Origin of the sequence: Aeromonas sp. 602396 (assembly GCF_049173735.1) — a bacterium.
Taxonomy (GTDB): Bacteria; Pseudomonadota; Gammaproteobacteria; order Enterobacterales; family Aeromonadaceae; genus Aeromonas; species Aeromonas veronii_A.
Genome location: NZ_JAAKSD010000001.1, coordinates 830,934 through 847,892, shown reverse-complemented (window position 1 = coordinate 847,892; position 16,959 = coordinate 830,934). Strand labels below are relative to the sequence as shown.

General features: G+C 57.7%; 11 protein-coding genes. 8 read left to right on the top strand and 3 right to left on the bottom strand.

Features of this window, described 5'->3' with window-relative positions; genetic code table 11:
• Window positions 1-36: 36 nt before the first annotated feature.
• A complete protein-coding gene (locus tag G5229_RS03620; RefSeq protein WP_421208485.1) occupies window positions 37-1,257 on the bottom strand; it encodes a methyltransferase in 1,221 nt (406 codons plus the stop codon).
• A gap of 184 nt (window positions 1,258-1,441) precedes the next feature.
• Here G5229_RS03620 and G5229_RS03615 point away from each other — a divergent pair, with 184 nt between their 5' ends.
• Window positions 1,442-2,020 (top strand): PhnA domain-containing protein, encoded by a 579-nt coding sequence (locus tag G5229_RS03615; RefSeq protein ID WP_005333203.1) that lies wholly within the window; start codon window positions 1,442-1,444, stop codon window positions 2,018-2,020.
• Between the two features lie 202 nt (window positions 2,021-2,222).
• Here the strand turns inward: G5229_RS03615 and G5229_RS03610 are convergent, their stop codons facing one another.
• Window positions 2,223-3,749: a fumarate hydratase gene (locus G5229_RS03610; protein ID WP_005351759.1), complete on the bottom strand. Its 1,527-nt coding sequence runs from the start codon at window positions 3,747-3,749 to the stop codon at window positions 2,223-2,225.
• 294 nt (window positions 3,750-4,043) lie between these two features.
• Between G5229_RS03610 and pabB the strand changes: the two genes are divergently transcribed.
• The 3 genes from pabB to G5229_RS03595 all read left to right on the top strand — a co-directional run bounded on the left by pabB (window position 4,044) and on the right by G5229_RS03595 (window position 7,451).
• Window positions 4,044-5,327: an aminodeoxychorismate synthase component I gene (gene pabB, locus G5229_RS03605; protein ID WP_421208483.1), complete on the top strand. Its 1,284-nt coding sequence runs from the start codon at window positions 4,044-4,046 to the stop codon at window positions 5,325-5,327.
• A 42-nt stretch (window positions 5,328-5,369) separates the two neighbouring features.
• Window positions 5,370-5,936 carry a CoA pyrophosphatase gene (locus G5229_RS03600; protein ID WP_005351753.1) on the top strand — a complete coding sequence of 189 codons (567 nt, stop codon included), beginning with the start codon at window positions 5,370-5,372 and terminating at the stop codon, window positions 5,934-5,936.
• Between the two features lie 216 nt (window positions 5,937-6,152).
• Window positions 6,153-7,451 carry a serine/threonine transporter gene (locus G5229_RS03595; protein WP_005345325.1) on the top strand — a complete coding sequence of 433 codons (1,299 nt, stop codon included), beginning with the start codon at window positions 6,153-6,155 and terminating at the stop codon, window positions 7,449-7,451.
• Window positions 7,452-8,021: 570 nt separating this feature from the next.
• Here G5229_RS03595 and sstT read toward each other — a convergent pair.
• The gene (gene sstT, locus G5229_RS03590) at window positions 8,022-9,272 is read right to left on the bottom strand and encodes a serine/threonine transporter SstT (protein WP_317113089.1); all 1,251 of its coding nucleotides are present in this window, start codon (window positions 9,270-9,272) and stop codon (window positions 8,022-8,024) included.
• Window positions 9,273-9,627: 355 nt separating this feature from the next.
• Between sstT and G5229_RS03585 the strand changes: the two genes are divergently transcribed.
• The 4 genes from G5229_RS03585 (at window position 9,628) to G5229_RS03570 (ending at window position 16,883) form a co-directional block, all read left to right on the top strand.
• On the top strand, window positions 9,628-11,544 hold the full coding sequence (locus G5229_RS03585) for a RecQ family ATP-dependent DNA helicase (protein ID WP_421208481.1): 1,917 nt from the start codon (window positions 9,628-9,630) through the stop codon (window positions 11,542-11,544).
• A gap of 591 nt (window positions 11,545-12,135) precedes the next feature.
• A complete protein-coding gene (locus G5229_RS03580) occupies window positions 12,136-14,058 on the top strand; it encodes a PrkA family serine protein kinase (RefSeq protein ID WP_005345315.1) in 1,923 nt (640 codons plus the stop codon).
• Between the two features lie 23 nt (window positions 14,059-14,081).
• On the top strand, window positions 14,082-15,353 hold the full coding sequence (locus G5229_RS03575; protein ID WP_421208479.1) for a YeaH/YhbH family protein: 1,272 nt from the start codon (window positions 14,082-14,084) through the stop codon (window positions 15,351-15,353).
• Between the two features lie 9 nt (window positions 15,354-15,362).
• Window positions 15,363-16,883: a SpoVR family protein gene (locus G5229_RS03570; protein WP_040065652.1), complete on the top strand. Its 1,521-nt coding sequence runs from the start codon at window positions 15,363-15,365 to the stop codon at window positions 16,881-16,883.
• Window positions 16,884-16,959 lie beyond the last annotated feature (76 nt).

Sequence of the window (16,959 nt, the reverse complement as noted above, 5' to 3'; positions counted from 1 at the left end):
AACAATGTTCAAATAACGCTCACAAAGAGCTCGCTGTCAGGCGCGCACGGCACGGATCAGGATATTGCGCGGGGTCATGGGTTTGGCACAGAACTCCCCCACTTCGACCCGATAACCCTGCTCTTGCAAAAAGAGCGCGCGATCCAGCGCCAGCCAGATCTCGAGAGGACGGCGAAACAGATGACGCACCAGCTCCATGCGGGCGACATCACCAAAGCGACGCTCCCCGTGCTCCAACCAGGCGGGATAGTCGAGCCCGGCGGGCAGCACAATCCCTTTGCGTTCAGCAGCCCAAACGCAGAATGCCTCGAAGGTGCCGGTCAGCAGGCTCTTTTGCATATTGGGCACCGGCAGATACTCATCTATGCCACGCACCTGACGCTGCAGGCAGTCAAACCCGAGACGCCACACCACTTCCTGCTCACGCAAGCGGGCGATCCGCGCACCGCCGGTGACCGTCTCCTGTAGCGGCAACTTGAGATCCGCTTTGCTCAACACCAGCTCGCTGGCGCTGGCCGCGGCCGACAGCGAGCGATAGTGGCTGGTACGGATCAGGTGGTAACAACAGGGAGAGATGGTCACTCCGCGGGCACCGCGCTCGGCCACCCGCTCCAGCAGATGGGTGTGGAGCTCGCCGCAGGCATGGAGTGCCATAGCGTGATGTTCGGGGGCGATCAGCGCCGCCGATTCAGGGGCAAAGGCATCGGCGCAGGTAAAGGTCATATTGGCGCCATCCCGCTCGGCCAGCAGCCGACCTTCGTCACAAAGCTGTCCTTGCAACTCCAGACTGAGGATAGGAGCCTGTCGATGAAGTGACACCAGCCGCCCAAGATGTCCCTTACCAGCACACCACTCCAGATAGGGGCCCTGATGGGCAGGCAGACAGGCGGTGAACGACTCGATCTGGGCCTGCTTGCGCCCCGGCATATGCAGCGCCATCTCCTTGCTGCAAATGATTGGCTCAGGGGTAAACGGGGCAAGCTGACTGAGTTGCTGCAGCTCGGCTCCCTCGGCAATCCAGGGGGCAAGCAGACTGCTGAGGGCATCCATATCCGCATCGAACTCCGCCAACTGGGTCAGCGTCAGCCCATTGAGCAACGTTGCCAGTTCGGGCACCTCATCGGCAAAGGCCATGGTCAAATGATGATATGGCTGATATTGCCACCAGCGTCGGTAGCGGGTGAGCAGTCGATCCAGTTGTTGAAAACGTTGAGCCAGCACGAATGCCCCTGCCTTGCAGTCAAAAAGGAGGCTCATTCTAGCGATCCCGCTTCAAATTGCACTCTCAATACCAAACGATCAGCGCCGCGCAACAGCACAGCCAACCTTGTGAGCCAGGGCAGACCTGACAAAGTGCGGGGTTTTATGCTATATTCCGCCCCCTCTTTCACGCGCCCCGCCCAACGCGGGTCGCTTTACCACTAGCTATGGGACCAACAACATGACCATCAACGCCATTCTGCAAGCGCGCGCGGGCGCCAAGTGTGAACTGTGCAGCGCCGAGCAGGCGCTGACCGCCTTCGTGGTGCCTCACTCCCCCGCCAGCGACGATGATCACAGCGTTGCTATCTGTGACACCTGCCGTGGTCAGCTGGAACAACCGGATACCCTGGTGGTCAACCACTGGCGTTGCCTGAGTGACAGCATGTGGAGCCAGGTGCCTGCGGTGCAGGTGATGGCATGGCGCCAGCTGAAAGCACTCTCCGGCAAGGGTGAAGTGTGGGCTCAGGATCTGCTGGACATGATGTACATGGAAGACGAAGCCAAGGCCTGGGCTGAAGCTGGTATTGCTGACGAAGATGATGACAGCGTACCAACCGTTGACTCCAACGGCGCCGTGCTGCAAGAGGGCGACTCCGTCACCCTGATCAAGGATCTGGACGTGAAAGGCGCCGGTTTCACCGCCAAGCGCGGCACCCTGGTCAAGGGCATCCGTCTGACCAACAACCCGCTCCATATCGAAGGCAAGGTCAACGGCGTGCAGATCGTACTGGTTGCTGCCTACCTTAAAAAGGCCTAAGCCAAGGGCGATTGCTCTGCTGTCTACTGCCAGAGCACAAGCACAACGAAAAAGGATGGCGTGACGCCATCCTTTTTTATGCCCGCTTGCCGCAAACGGCCAACTTGAGCCCATAACAGACGAGCCAAAGCTAAAAGGCGCATCCGGATGGACGCGCCTTCTTTACAGGCCGATGCCGTTAACCGGCAGCGGAAACGGTCACTCAGGAGGAGAGTTTGCCGTCCAGCTCTGCAATTTTCGCAGACCAGTAGGCCGGGCCGGTTTCGTGGATATTGTTGCCTTCGGAGTCGACCGCTACGGTCACCGGCATATCTTCCACTTCAAACTCGTAGATCGCTTCCATGCCGAGATCGGCAAAAGCTACCACACGCGCCTTCTTGATAGCCTTGGCCACCAGATAGGCGGCGCCGCCCACCGCCATCAGATAGACGGCCTTGTGCTGCTTGATGCTCTCGACGGTTTTCGGGCCACGCTCGGACTTGCCGATCATGCCGATAAGGCCAGTCTCACCCAGCATCATGTCGGTGAACTTGTCCATCCGGGTGGAGGTGGTGGGGCCAGCCGGGCCAACTACTTCGTCACGCACCGCATCGACCGGGCCAACGTAATAGATGAAGCGGTTGGTGAAATCGACCCCTTCCGGCAGCCCTTCACCATTTTTCAGCATGTCGGCGATACGCTTGTGGGCTGCATCCCGACCGGTAAGGATTTTGCCCGATAGCAGCACGGTATCACCGCTCTTCCAGCTGGCCAGTTCGGCCTTGGTGATGCCATCGACGTTGACGCGGCGCACGTTGCCACCCGCTTCACGGGTGATCTCCGGCCAGTCACTCAGTTTCGGCGGGGTCAGCTCGGCGGGCCCTGAACCATCCAGCTCGAAGTGAACGTGGCGGGTCGCGGCGCAGTTGGGGATCATCACCACCGGCTTGGAAGCGGCGTGAGTCGGCGCAGATTTCACCTTCACATCCAGCACGGTAGTGAGGCCGCCCAACCCCTGGGCACCGATCCCCAGCTTGTTGACCTTGTCGTAGAGCTCGACCCGCAGCTTCTCTTCGGTGGTTTGCGGGCCGCGGGCGATCAGCTCCTGAATGTCGATGTGCTCCATCAGGGCCTCTTTGGCCAGCACCGCCGCTTTCTCGGCGGTACCGCCGATGCCGATGCCCAGCATGCCGGGTGGGCACCAGCCTGCGCCCATGGTCGGCACGGTTTTCAGTACCCACTCGACGATATCGTCAGAGGGGTTGAGCATCACCATCTTGGATTTGTTCTCGGAGCCGCCGCCTTTGGCCGCGATGCTCACTTCCACCTTGTTGCCGGGGATCATGTCGATATGGACCACGGCAGGGGCGTTGTCTTTGGTGTTTTTCCGACTGCCGGCCGGATCGGCCAGTACGGAGGCGCGCAGCGGGTTGTCAGGATTGGTGTAGGCACGACGGGTCCCTTCGTCCACCATCTCCTGCACTGTCATGTCGCTGTCCCACTGCACTTGCATGCCAATCTTGACGAAACAGGTCACGATGCCGGTGTCCTGGCAGAGCGGACGATGACCTTCGGCGGACATGCGGGAGTTGATCAGGATCTGGGCCAGCGCATCTTTGGCGGCCGGGTTGGCCTCGCGGTCATACGCCGCTTTGGCAGCCTGAACAAAATCCAACGGGTGGTAATAGGAGATGTACTGGAGGGCATCTGCGATAGAATCGATGAAATCCTGTTTTTTTATAATGCTCATATCATCCTCACTGGTCCTTGTCTCTGCCACGGAGCAGGGCAAGGGCTTCCATATGATGGGCCGTGCTGACGTGCTGGCTAAAAACTATCAACCAGCAAAAAACGAACGACACGGCAGTTTTTTCTTAAGTCACCGACACCTATGATACGCTTGCCCACCAGCACCGACTAGGGTTCGGGAACCAAACTGTTGCCTGTGTAACATAAAATGACGCCAACACTTCATATCCATCATCTAGACCATAGTGCTGAGCTCCATCAGCTTTTTGCCCGCCTGCAACATCAGCCGTGGGCCATGTTGCTGGAATCGGCGGGGCCACTCGGCGCCGATAACGGCTTTGATATCATCACTGCCGACCCGCTGGCGACCCTCGAAACCCGCGGCGAAGTGACCACTCTGCGTGTCGGGGCGAATATCAGCAAACACCACGAAGATCCCCTCGCCCTGCTGGCCCATACCCAGCAACAGTTGCTGGGGGAGCTGGAACTGTGCGCCACTCACCTGCCCTTTATTGGTGGCGCCCTCGGCTTGTTTGGCTATGATCTCGGCCGCCGCTTCGAACGACTGCCGGTGCAGGCCGCCGCCGATATCGCGGTGCCGGACATGGCGGTAGGCATCTACGACTGGGCGCTGCTGCGCAATGTGGCGACCGGCGACTGGCAGCTGGTGCACTGGGGGGATGAAGCAGGCCTTGCCAACCGGCTGGCCTGGTTTGAACAGCAGCAGGCCAAACCGGCCCCTGCTTTTGCCTTGTTGGGGGCGTGGCAGAGCAATATGAGCCGCGCCGAGTATGGCGAGAAGTTTGCCCGCATTCAGGAATATCTCGCCGCGGGGGATTGCTACCAGATCAACCTGACCCAGCGTTTCAGCGCCCCCTATCAGGGGGATGAGTGGCAGGTCTATTGCCTGCTGGCAACCGCCAACAAGGCCCCCTTCTCAGCCTTTATCCGCCTGCCGGAGAGCGCGCTGCTGAGCCTCTCCCCCGAGCGGTTCCTGCTGCTCGATGGCCGTCATATCGAAACCAAACCCATCAAGGGCACTCGCCCTCGCCACCCCGATCCGGCAATCGATCGGCAAGTCGCGCAGGAGCTGGCGCAGGCGGACAAGGACAGATCAGAGAATCTGATGATCGTTGATCTGCTGCGCAACGATATAGGTCGGGTCAGCCGGCCTGGCTCGGTCAGCGTGCCTCATCTGTTTGCGGTGGAGTCGTTTCCAGCGGTACATCATCTGGTCTCCACCATCCATGGTGAGCTGGATGCACGCTGGCAAGGGGTCGATCTGCTGCGCGCCTGTTTCCCTGGTGGCTCCATCACCGGCGCCCCCAAGATCCGCGCCATGGAGATCATCGAAGAGCTTGAGCCCCAGCGCCGCAATGCCTATTGCGGCAGCATCGGCTACCTCAGCCAGCATGGTCGGATGGACACCAGCATCTGCATTCGCACTTTGATCGCCGAAGCGGGTCGCCTGCACTGCTGGGCCGGTGGCGGCATCATCGCCGACTCCGACGCCGACAGCGAATATCAGGAGACCTATGACAAGGTTGCCCGCATCCTGCCGCCGCTGTCGGCGCTGTAATCCTCCCCACTGTCAGGCCAACGCACAGGAGAGCTCCCCGCCATGGATCGCCACGAACTGCTGACCCGCTTCCAGTTGCAGCGACCCGCCCCGGCCCATCGCCTCGCCATTGGCGGGCTCAGTCCGGCGGCGGTGTTGATCCCGGTGGTGATGCGCGACGAGGGGCTCAGCGTGTTATTGACCCGGCGCAGCCCACGGCTGCGTCATCATGGGGGGCAGATCAGCTTTCCCGGCGGGCGACAGGATCCCGGTGACGAAAACCTGATTGCCACGGCGCTGCGGGAGACCGAAGAGGAGCTCGGCATTCCGGCCCGACTGATTGAAGTGATCGGCACCCTCAACCCGCTCAATACGGTGTCACGATTCGAGGTGCTGCCGGTGCTGGGGCTGCTCGATGGCAACTATCCTCTCATCCTGAGTCCGGATGAGGTGGATCACGCCTTCGAAGTGCCGCTGACCCATCTGCTGGATCGACGCAACCACATCCCCCTAACCCTTTCCAGAGGGGGGAAAGCACACACCATCTACTGGATCCCCTGGCAACAGCACTTTATCTGGGGGGCTACCGCCAGCATGATCAACCAGCTAGCCCAGCATCTCGCAAAATAACAATTTACCTACATTTGGCTGAGCGAGATTTAATCATTAACACTAAAATAACGTGCCAATTGATAAACAATAATTGAATTTTTCTTGTTTTGATCACATTTCCATAAGAAAGTGCGGTTTTTCGTGCCGTAAAGATGAATTTGATCAACATTTTTGATTAGAAAAACCGTATCCTTGCGCCGACTTAATAAGAACCACACATTCGGGGTGAGATAGATGTCAAACACAGTCACTGGCACGCAGGGAGTTGCGGCGTCAACAGAGCAAGGGATCAGCTCTACTCAAACCACTCGTTGGGAAAAACGCGACTCTACCTGGGTCATCAGTCTGTTCGGGACCGCGGTTGGTGCGGGTATCCTGTTCCTGCCGATCAACGCGGGTATGGGCGGTTTCTGGCCGCTGGTCGTCATGGCGCTGCTGGTAGGTCCCATGACCTATCTGGCCCACCGTGGTCTGGCCCGCTTCGTGCTCTCCTCCAAAAAGCCAAACGCAGACATCACCGAAGTGGTGGAAGAACACTTTGGCGTGGGTGCCGGTAAATTAATCACCCTGCTCTACTTCTTCGCCATCTACCCCATCGTGCTGATCTACGGCGTGGGTATCACCAACACCGTGGAAAGCTTCATGGTCAACCAGCTGCAGATGAGTGCTCCGCCGCGCTGGATCCTCTCCATCGTGCTGATCATGGGCATGATGTCGGTGATGCTGGCCGGTGAAAAGCTGATGCTGAAAGTGACCGAGCTGCTGGTTTATCCGCTGATCGCCATTCTGGCCGGTATCTCTTTGTACCTGATCCCGGACTGGACCGGCGCCGCGCTGGAGCAAGTGCCCTCTGCCAAGGATTTCGCTACTACCCTGTGGCTGACCATCCCGGTACTGGTCTTCTCCTTCAACCACAGCCCGGCTATCTCCAGCTTCTCTCTGGCCCAGCGCCGCGACCACGGTGATCAGGCTGTCGAGAAAGCCGATGCCATCCTCAAGCGTACCGCCATGGTGCTGCTGGGCTTCGTGATGTTCTTCGTCTTCTCCTGCGTCATGAGCCTGACACCGGCCCAGCTGGCGGAAGCCAAGGCTCAGAACATCGCCGTGCTCTCCTATCTGGCCAACCAGCATGCCAGCCCCATCATCTCCTACTTCGGTCCGTTGGTTGCGTTCGTAGCCATCGTCTCCTCCTTCTTCGGTCACTATCTGGGTGCCCGTGAAGGTCTGAAAGGGATGATCGTGCAGAACATGCGCAAGTCAGGCAAAGAGCCGAACGCCAAGAAAGTCGAGATGTTCATCATCGCCTTCTTCATCCTGACCCTGTGGGGCACTGCCATTGCCAACCCTTCCATCCTGGGCATGATTGAATCCTTGGGCGGCCCGATCATCGCTACCATCCTGTTCATCATGCCGATGTACGCCATCAAGCGCGTACCGGCCATGGCGAAATATCAGGGCCATATCAGCAACGTATTTGTCGCTGTGATGGGGATGATCGCCATCTCCGCCATCCTCTATCAGCTGGTCGGTTAATCCCCCACCTGCCACTGATAGCAAAAAGCCAGCCGAACACTCGGCTGGCTTTTTTATCTCTGCAATCTGTGCCTCCGCGATTCCCCTGCTCTCTCCTTATTACTCTCCTCACCTTGTTGGATATCTGCATGCTCACCAGCGCCATGACTGAGCACATCGGGCATCAACATGACCCCTCATGCCCGCAGCTCAATATCGCCAACACGTTTACTCCCCCTCACCAAACCATGATGGCGTGTCTGATAGGACGAGTTGGGTTCATCTGCCGCAGCCAGCTATCTTCGTTCTTCTGTGATGCTGTGATGCTGTGATGCTGTGATTGTCCTGAAGATCTGGGGTAAGCCATAGCAATCGGCTCTTGGCAGAGCAAACAAAGGTGTGTAACGCACAACAGAAGGAGGAAGCACGACTCGAAGGGATAAATATAAGGCAGCGCCCTGGACAAGGGCGACAGAATGTTCGGCACATCAGCCAATGAGATTGATCAAAGAGGGATACAGCGCAAAGCTGACAATAAAAAGCGCCCTCCGAAGAGGGCGCAAGTGTGTTGCGAAACTGACCGTTGCGAGATCAGGCTTCGCGGCTCGGTACCGGAGCCACATCCAGCAAGGTTTCATCTTCGGCCATGCACGCTGCGGCGGTGAACAGCACGTCGGTGGAGCTGTTAAGGGCTGTCTCGGCAGAATCCTGCAGCACACCGATGATAAAGCCGACGGCCACCACCTGCATAGCGATGTCGTTGCTGATACCAAACAGGCTACAGGCCAGCGGGATCAGCAGCAAGGAGCCACCGGCGACACCGGACGCGCCACAGGCGCTGACGGTGGCAACCACGGAGAGCAGCACAGCAGTTGCCATGTCCACTTCCATCCCCAGGGTATGTACCGCCGCCATGGCGAGCACAGTGATGGTGATGGCCGCACCCGCCATGTTGATGGTGGCACCCAGCGGAATGGATACCGCATAGGTATCCTCCGGCAGACGCAATTTTTCACACAGCGCCATGTTGACCGGGATATTGGCCGCAGAGCTGCGGGTAAAGAAGGCAGTTACACCACTCTCTTTCAGGCAAGTCAGCACCAGTGGATAGGGGTTGCGCTTGATCTTCCAGAAGACGATCAACGGGTTGACCACAAAGGCGATAAACAGCATGCAGCCGATCAGCACCACCAGCAGTTGAGCATAGCCAAACAGGGCATCGAAGCCGGTCTCAGCTAGAGTGGAGGCAACCAGACCCAGGATCCCGAGCGGAGCACAGCGGATCACCGCTTTCACGATGGCGGAGACACCGTGAGACAGGTCAGTGATGAGCGCCTTGGTGCTCTCGTTGGCATGGCGCATGGCGATACCCAGACCGATGGCCCACGCCAGGATCCCGATATAGTTGGCATCCATCAGCGCCTTGACCGGGTTGGTCACCACGTTGAACAGCAGGGTCTGCAGCACCTCGGTGATCCCGCCTGGCGGGGTGATCTCGGCAGTATTGGCCACCAGATGGAGGTTGGAGGGAAACAGGAAGCTGGCAATCACCGCGACCACGGCCGCAGAGAAGGTACCAAACAGATAGAGCAGCAGGATCGGTCGCATATTGGTCTTCTGACCCTGCTTGTGACCAATGATGGCCGCCATCACCAGTACGAATACCAGCAGCGGGGCTACCGCTTTCAGTGCGCCAACGAACAGACTGCCGAGCAGACCAGCCGTTTTCGCCCACTCGGGGGCAAACATCGCCAGCAAGATACCGAATACCAGACCAACCAGGATCTGGCTGACCAGACTGGTGCTATTGACCAGCCGAAGGAGGGGGTGTTGTTGTGTCATCAAAAAAGTCCCTAAGCACCGTAGTGCATGAATCATGAGTCCTGTCTGCAACCACCCATCGGGAGACCCCTGTCGCCCGAATGTGGTGTCTGTGGCCAGCCTTCTGTCGGGCCGATCCGCCAGTCACCGGATTGCATGACGGAATATCCCATTCGCCATCTTTTTTTTCCAGAGACTCACCAAAAAATATCCCGTTTCCATCACAAAAAACCGCAACAAAACCTTAACTACAGCGCAACCACCCATTTTTGTACGTTTTATCGACACTCTCTGCCCTTACCCTCACGACCATTCCTGTGTCACCCGTGACCGGCGTCGCTGTGCTATCATCCCCGATTTGCCGCGGAGCCTTGCCATGATCCCATCCCTGCTCAACCAATATTTTGGTTTCTCCGCACTCAGGCCAGGTCAGGAGGCGGTGATCAGCCGGGTGCTGGCAGGTCAGAGTGCCGCAGCCATCTTTCCCACCGGCTCCGGCAAGTCCCTCTGTTATCAACTGCCTGCCCTCGCCCTGCCTCACCTGACCCTGGTTATCTCGCCGCTGCTGGCGCTGATGCACGATCAGCTCGCCTTCCTCAAAAGCAAGGGAATAAGCGCCGCTACCCTCGACTCGAGCCAGAGCCCGGAGGAGAGCCGACGAGTGATACAACAGGCGCTGGATGGCCAGCTCAAGATCCTGATGATTTCGGTGGAACGGCTCAAAAACGAGCGTTTTCGCCGCTTTATCCAGCAAGTGCCGCTCTCGCTGCTGGTGGTTGACGAAGCCCACTGTATTTCTGAGTGGGGCCACAACTTTCGCCCCGACTACCTCAAGCTGCCGAGCTATCGCCATGACCTGAAGATCCCGCAGGTGTTGCTGCTGACGGCCACCGCCACACCGGCGGTGATTCAGGATATGCAGACCAAATTCGGCATCGAACCGGAGGGGGTCGTGGTCACCGGTTTCTATCGCCCCAATCTTGATCTGGCAGTCATTCCCCTGGCGCCCGACGCGCGGGATAGCTGGCTCGCACAGGAGCTGGCCAACGATCCGGCGGCCCCCACCATCGTCTACGTCACCTTGCAGCACACCGCCGAAGCCTGTGCCGAGCAACTCATTAGAGAAGGGATCAACGCCCGCGCCTATCATGCCGGACTCGACTCGGCGCTGCGCAGCCAGATCCAGCACGACTTCATGGCTGGCAAGGTGGACTGCATCGTCGCCACCATTGCCTTTGGCATGGGGATCGACAAAGCGGATATCCGGCGGGTCATTCACTACGATCTGCCCAAATCCATCGAAAACTACAGCCAGGAGATTGGCCGCGCCGGACGGGATGGCCAACCATCGCGCTGTATCGTGCTGGCCAACCAGAGCCAGCTGCCGGTGCTGGAGAACTTCGTCTACGGCGATACGCCGGATTTGAGTGCCATCCTCCAGCTTCTTGCCATCATCAAGCAGAGTGGGAGCGAGTGGGAATTCACCCTGCTGCGCCTCTCCAACGACACCAATATCCGCCAGTTGCCCCTTAAAACCCTGCTGGTCTATCTGGAGATGGCAGGCATCATCACCCCGGCCTACAGCTACTACGCCGACTACCGCTTCAAGTTTGTGCTGGATAAAGACGAGATTGTGAGCCGCTTCAATCCGGATCGCCGCCAGTTTCTGGAACAGCTGTTCGCCTGTGCCCCGCAAGCGCGCAGCTGGTGCACCATGGACTTTGACGCCCTCTGGCAGGGCTATCAGGGGGAGCGGCAGCGGGCGGTTGCGGCGCTCGACTACCTGCAGCAGCAAGGCTGGATCGAGCTTGAAAGCAAACAGATGACCGAGGTCTACCGGATCAACCGTCAGGGGTGGGACAACGAGCAGGAAGCAAAAGCCCTGCACGCCCTGTTCCTGCAAAAAGAGCAGAGCGAGCTGGCCAGACTGCAAGCCATGCTCGACTTTTTCACCTCAAGTGAGTGCCTGAGCCACCGCCTCGCCCGCTATTTTGCCGATGAGGTGGCGCCGGTTCATTGTGGCCACTGTTCGGTTTGTCGCGGCGAGGTGGCACATCTCCCGCCCCTGCCCTCACTGACCATGCCAAACGAGGCGGGGATCCGCGCCTGGTGCGATCCGCTGATTGCCAAGACAGGTTCCGTGGATGCGCGTGTTCTGGCCCGCTTCTTGTGCGGTATCGCCACACCGTTGACCAGCCGGGTCAAAGCCAAATCGCTGGCGGGTGCAGGCCAGTTGGCCGCCCACCCGTTTGCCCGCGTCCTCGCGGCCGTGCAACAAGCCTACCCTTGCTAGATGAGTGCTGGCGGCGTCAATAGCCACCAGCAGAAACAAGCGTTTACAGACGCAGAAAAAGAAGACCCTCGCGGTTGCGAGGGTCAAGCCAACGGAAACGTGCTTAAACAGAGCTTGGTGAGGCAACAGTCAACTCTCTTGCTAAAGCGTCTTGCTGCTCACACATCGCCAATCTAGGGCACTCAAAATGTAGCGTCAATGTAAAAATTAGAGTCAAAACTCCAAACAAAGTGATTTACGTTGACGTTCACGTAACGACATTCTCATCCATAACCCCGCTAACCCGCAGCCCCATTGCCTTTCGTCAAACCCCTTAATCTTTTCGCAATAAGTTCCCTGTTTCCCATAAACATTTATTTTTTATGTCTTTGACATTTACCTCACTATCGTGGCAAAAATAATTTAACAGTCAGTAACATAGCGGTGTTGTTGACTGACCCTCCCCGCACAAGGATCGGGCAGGTTTCTTCAGAATTTAACCTATCAACCGTGATGGATTACTGGAGTCTGTTGACTAGGCTTTAAAAGCGCACAACACAAAAGCAGTCATCCACTTTTTTCAGGGTAAGCGACTATAACGAGGGCAAAGTTATGGGCATATTCGAGCATTACCAACAGCGATATGAAAAAGCGAGAGAAGAGGAATATACCATCCAGGAGTTCCTGGATATGTGTAAGCAGGACAAAGCCTGCTACGCCTCCGCAGCCGAACGTCTGCTGACCGCCATCGGTGAACCTGAGATGGTAGATACCTCTGCCAACCCCAGACTGAGCCGGCTTTTCTCCAACCGCGTCGTGGCACGCTATCCGGCATTCAAAGATTTCTACGGTATGGAAGAGGCGATCGAGCAGATTGTCTCCTACCTCAAACACTCCGCCCAGGGGCTGGAGGAGAAGAAACAGATCCTCTATCTGTTGGGCCCCGTTGGCGGCGGTAAATCCTCGCTGGCAGAGAAACTCAAATCCCTTATGCAGAAGGTGCCCATCTATCGCATCAAGGGCTCACCGGTCAACGATCACCCCTTCTGCCTGTTCGATATCGAAGAGGATGGTGAGATCCTGGAAAAAGAGTACGGCATCCCACGCCGCTACCTGCGTCCCATCATGTCCCCCTGGGTGGCCAAACGCCTGCACGAGTTTGGCGGCGACATCACCAAGTTCAAGGTGGAGAAGGTCAACCCCTCCATCCTCGACCAGATCGCCATCGCCAAAACGGAACCCGGTGATGACAACAACCAGGACATCTCCTCACTGGTCGGCAAGGTCGACATCCGCATGCTGGAGCACTTCGCCCAGGATGATGCCGATGCTTACTCCTACTCCGGTGCGCTGTGCAAGGCGAACCAGGGGATCATGGAGTTTGTCGAGATGTTCAAGGCGCCTATCAAGGTGCTGCACCCGCTGCTGACTGCAACACAGGAGGGGAACTACAACGGCACCGAGGGGCTCTCCGCCCTCCCCTTTGACGGCATTCTGCTAGCCCACTCCAACGAATCCGAATGGCAGCAGTTCCGCAACAACAAGAACAACGAGGCCTTCCTCGACCGGGTCTACATCGTCAAGGTGCCTTACTGCCTGCGCGTCTCGGAAGAGGTGAAGATCTACGAGAAGCTGCTGATCAACAGCGAGCTGACCGAGGCTAAATGCGCCCCGGGTACCCTCGAGCTGCTGGGCCAGTTCTCTGTGTTGTCACGGCTGAAAGAGCCGGAAAACTCCAGCATCTACTCCAAGATGCGGGTCTATGATGGCGAAAGCCTGAAAGACACCGACCCCAAGGCGAAGAGCTATCAGGAGTATCGCGACTACGCCGGTGTAGACGAAGGTATGAATGGTCTCTCTACCCGCTTTGCGTTCAAGATCCTCTCCCGCGTCTTCAACTTCGACCACGCGGAAGTGGCCGCCAACCCGGTGCACCTCTTCTATGTGCTGGAGCAGCAGATCGAGCGCGAGCAGTTCCCGCAAGAGCTGCACGATCGCTACCTTGAGTTCATCAAGGGTTATCTGACCCCGCGCTATGTGGAGTTCATCGGCAAGGAGATCCAGACCGCCTATCTCGAGTCCTACTCCGAGTACGGGCAGAACATCTTCGATCGCTACGTCACCTACGCCGACTTCTGGATCCAGGATCAGGAGTACCGTGACCCCGAAACCGGCCAGCTGTTTGACAGAGCATCCCTCAACAGCGAGCTGGAGAAAATTGAAAAACCCGCCGGGATCAGCAACCCGAAGGATTTCCGCAACGAAATCGTCAACTTCGTGCTGCGTGCCCGGGCCAACAATGCAGGCCGTAACCCCAACTGGACCAGTTACGAGAAGTTGCGCACCGTGATCGAGAAGAAGATGTTCTCCAACACGGAAGAGCTGCTGCCGGTTATCTCCTTCAACAGCAAAACCTCGGCCGAGGAGCAGAAGAAGCACGATAACTTTGTCGAACGGATGATGGAGAAAGGCTACACCCGCAAACAGGTGCGACTGCTCTCCGAATGGTATCTCAGGGTACGCAAGTCATCCTGACCCTGACTGTTCAAGGGGGAGTTATGGCGCATTTTATCGACCGCAGGCTCAACGGCAAAAACAAAAGCGCTGTCAATCGGCAGCGCTTCATCCGCCGCTACAAGAAGCAGATAAAACAAGCGGTCTCGGATGCTGTCTCCAAGCGCAGCATTCAGGACGTAGACAAGGGCGAGAGAATCAGCATCCCGACCAAGGATATCGGCGAGCCCCATTTTCATCAGGGGCACGGCGGTAAACGGGAGATGGTGCATCCCGGCAATGATCAGTTCGTCTCCGGCGACAAGATTGACCGCCCCAAAGGAGGGGGCGGTGGACAGGGTTCCGGCGAGGGACAGGCATCCAATCAGGGAGAAGGGGCCGATGATTTCGTGTTCCAGATCTCCAAGGATGAGTATCTCGATCTGCTGTTTGAAGATCTGGAGCTGCCCAGGCTGCAGAAAACCCAGCTCAATCAGCTGATGGAGGTCAAAACCTATCGGGCGGGCTACACCTCAAACGGGGTGCCCGCCAACATCAACGTGGTGCGTTCCCTGCAAAATTCGCTGGCGCGGCGCATGGCGCTGCAAGCGGGCAAGAAACGCCAACTGCACCAACTGGAAGAGCGGCTGGCTCTGCTGGCCACCGATCCCAACGAGCACTTTGCCGAAATAGCCCTGCTCGAGAAGGAGATCAGGGAGCTGAAACGACGGATAGACGCGGTGCCGTTTATTGACACCTTCGACCTCAAATTCAACAACTTCGTCAAACGGCCCGTCCCTTCCAGTCAGGCGGTGATGTTCTGTCTGATGGACGTATCGGGCTCCATGGATCAGGCCACCAAGGAGATGGCCAAGCGTTTCTATATCCTGCTCTATCTGTTCCTGAGCCGGACCTATAAGAATGTCGAGGTGGTCTATATCCGCCACCATACCCAGGCCAAGGAGGTGGACGAGCACGAGTTCTTCTACTCCCAGGAGACCGGCGGCACCATCGTCTCCAGTGCGCTCAAGATGATGAATGACATCATCAACGAGCGTTACCCCGCCAACCAGTGGAACATCTATGCGGCGCAGGCGTCGGATGGTGACAACTGGGCTGATGACTCACCGCAGTGCAGGGAGATCCTGGCGCGGGACATCATGCCAAGGGTGAGGTACTACTCCTACATCGAGATCACCACCCGTGCCCACCAGACCCTGTGGCACGAATATGAGTCGGTAGCCAGCCAGTTCCCCCACTTTGCGATGGAGCACATTCGCAAGGTCGAGGATATCTATCCGGTGTTCCGCGAGCTGTTCAAGAAACAAGCGGCGTGAGGAGGTCACATGATCGAAACAGAAAAACGTGTAGCGCCACTGGATGACGGACCAGACTGGAACTTCGATCTGCTGGAGACCTATCACCAGGAGATCGCCCGGGTCGCCCGTTTCTACAAGCTGGATACCTACCCCAACCAGATCGAGGTGATCACCGCCGAGCAGATGATGGATGCCTACTCCAGCGTCGGCATGCCCATCGGCTATCAGCACTGGTCGTTCGGCAAGCGCTTTATCCATACCGAGCGAAACTACAAGCGCGGCCAGATGGGGCTGGCCTACGAGATCGTCATCAACTCCGATCCCTGCATCGCCTACCTGATGGAGGAGAACACCATGCCGATGCAGGCGCTGGTGATGGCACACGCCTGCTACGGCCACAACTCCTTCTTCAAGAACAACTACCTGTTCAAGGCCTGGACCGATGCCTCCTCCATCATCGACTACCTGCTGTTCGCCAAGAACTACATCACCCAGTGCGAAGAGAAGCATGGCATCGAGGCGGTGGAACAGCTGCTCGACTCCTGCCATGCCCTGATGAACTTCGGGGTGGATCGCTACAAGCGTCCACAGAAGATCTCGATGGCTGAGGAGAAGCGGCGTCAGAAGGCGCGGGAAGATTATCTGCAGACTCAGGTCAACGAGCTGTGGCGAACCCTGCCCAAGCAGCATAAAGCCGCTGGTGTGGAGGACAGGCGCTACCCCGCCGAACCCCAGGAGAACATTCTCTACTTTATCGAGAAGAATGCCCCCTTGCTGGAGCCCTGGCAGCGGGAAGTGGTGCGCATCGTGCGCAAGATAAGCCAGTATTTCTATCCGCAAAAGCAGACTCAGGTGATGAATGAGGGGTGGGCCACCTTCTGGCACTACACCATCCTCAATCACCTCTATGACGAGGGCAAGCTGAGCGATCGCTTCATGATGGAGGTGCTGCATAGCCACACCAACGTGGTTTATCAACCTGCTTACAACAGCCGCTACTACTCGGGGATCAACCCTTATGCGCTGGGGTTTGCCATGTTTACCGACCTGCGCCGCATCTGCGAGAACCCGACCGAGGAAGATAGATACTGGTTCCCCGACTATGCCGGCAGCAACTGGGTCGACACCCTCCACTTTGCCATGCAGAACTTCAAGGACGAGAGCTTTATCAGCCAGTTCTTAAGCCCGAAAGTGATGCGGGATATGAAGCTGTTCGCTATTGATGACGACGATCTGAAGAACTATCTGAAGGTCTCCGCCATCCACAATGACGAGGGGTACCGTCAGGTGCGCAATACTCTGTCGGCCCAGTACAACCTCAGCAATCTGGAACCCAATATTCAGGTGTACAACGTCGCCGTGAAGGGGGATCGCTCCCTCACCCTGCGCTATGTGCCCCACAACCGCATCCCCCTTGGCGACTCTCGCCATGAGGTGCTCAAGCACCTCCATCAACTGTGGGGATTCGACGTGGTGCTGGAGCAGGACAACGGTGAACTGCCACCCGATATTATCGGCCGCTGCCCGGAGCGTAAGCCGGGTATCTGAACCATGCTACCTCGCAAATTGCCCACTTCGGTGGGCCATTTTTTCGGCCTTCGCCTCTGCCTGCATCATCGCAGCA

Coding starts and splice junctions, on each gene's coding strand:
- G5229_RS03620 (WP_421208485.1), bottom strand. CDS start 1,257: ATGAGCCTCCTTTTTGACTGCAAGGCAGGGGCATTCGTGCTGGCTCAA.
- G5229_RS03615 (WP_005333203.1), top strand. CDS start 1,442: ATGACCATCAACGCCATTCTGCAAGCGCGCGCGGGCGCCAAGTGTGAA.
- G5229_RS03610 (WP_005351759.1), bottom strand. CDS start 3,749: ATGAGCATTATAAAAAAACAGGATTTCATCGATTCTATCGCAGATGCC.
- pabB (WP_421208483.1), top strand. CDS start 4,044: ATGTTGCTGGAATCGGCGGGGCCACTCGGCGCCGATAACGGCTTTGAT.
- G5229_RS03600 (WP_005351753.1), top strand. CDS start 5,370: ATGGATCGCCACGAACTGCTGACCCGCTTCCAGTTGCAGCGACCCGCC.
- G5229_RS03595 (WP_005345325.1), top strand. CDS start 6,153: ATGTCAAACACAGTCACTGGCACGCAGGGAGTTGCGGCGTCAACAGAG.
- sstT (WP_317113089.1), bottom strand. CDS start 9,272: ATGACACAACAACACCCCCTCCTTCGGCTGGTCAATAGCACCAGTCTG.
- G5229_RS03585 (WP_421208481.1), top strand. CDS start 9,628: ATGATCCCATCCCTGCTCAACCAATATTTTGGTTTCTCCGCACTCAGG.
- G5229_RS03580 (WP_005345315.1), top strand. CDS start 12,136: ATGGGCATATTCGAGCATTACCAACAGCGATATGAAAAAGCGAGAGAA.
- G5229_RS03575 (WP_421208479.1), top strand. CDS start 14,082: ATGGCGCATTTTATCGACCGCAGGCTCAACGGCAAAAACAAAAGCGCT.
- G5229_RS03570 (WP_040065652.1), top strand. CDS start 15,363: ATGATCGAAACAGAAAAACGTGTAGCGCCACTGGATGACGGACCAGAC.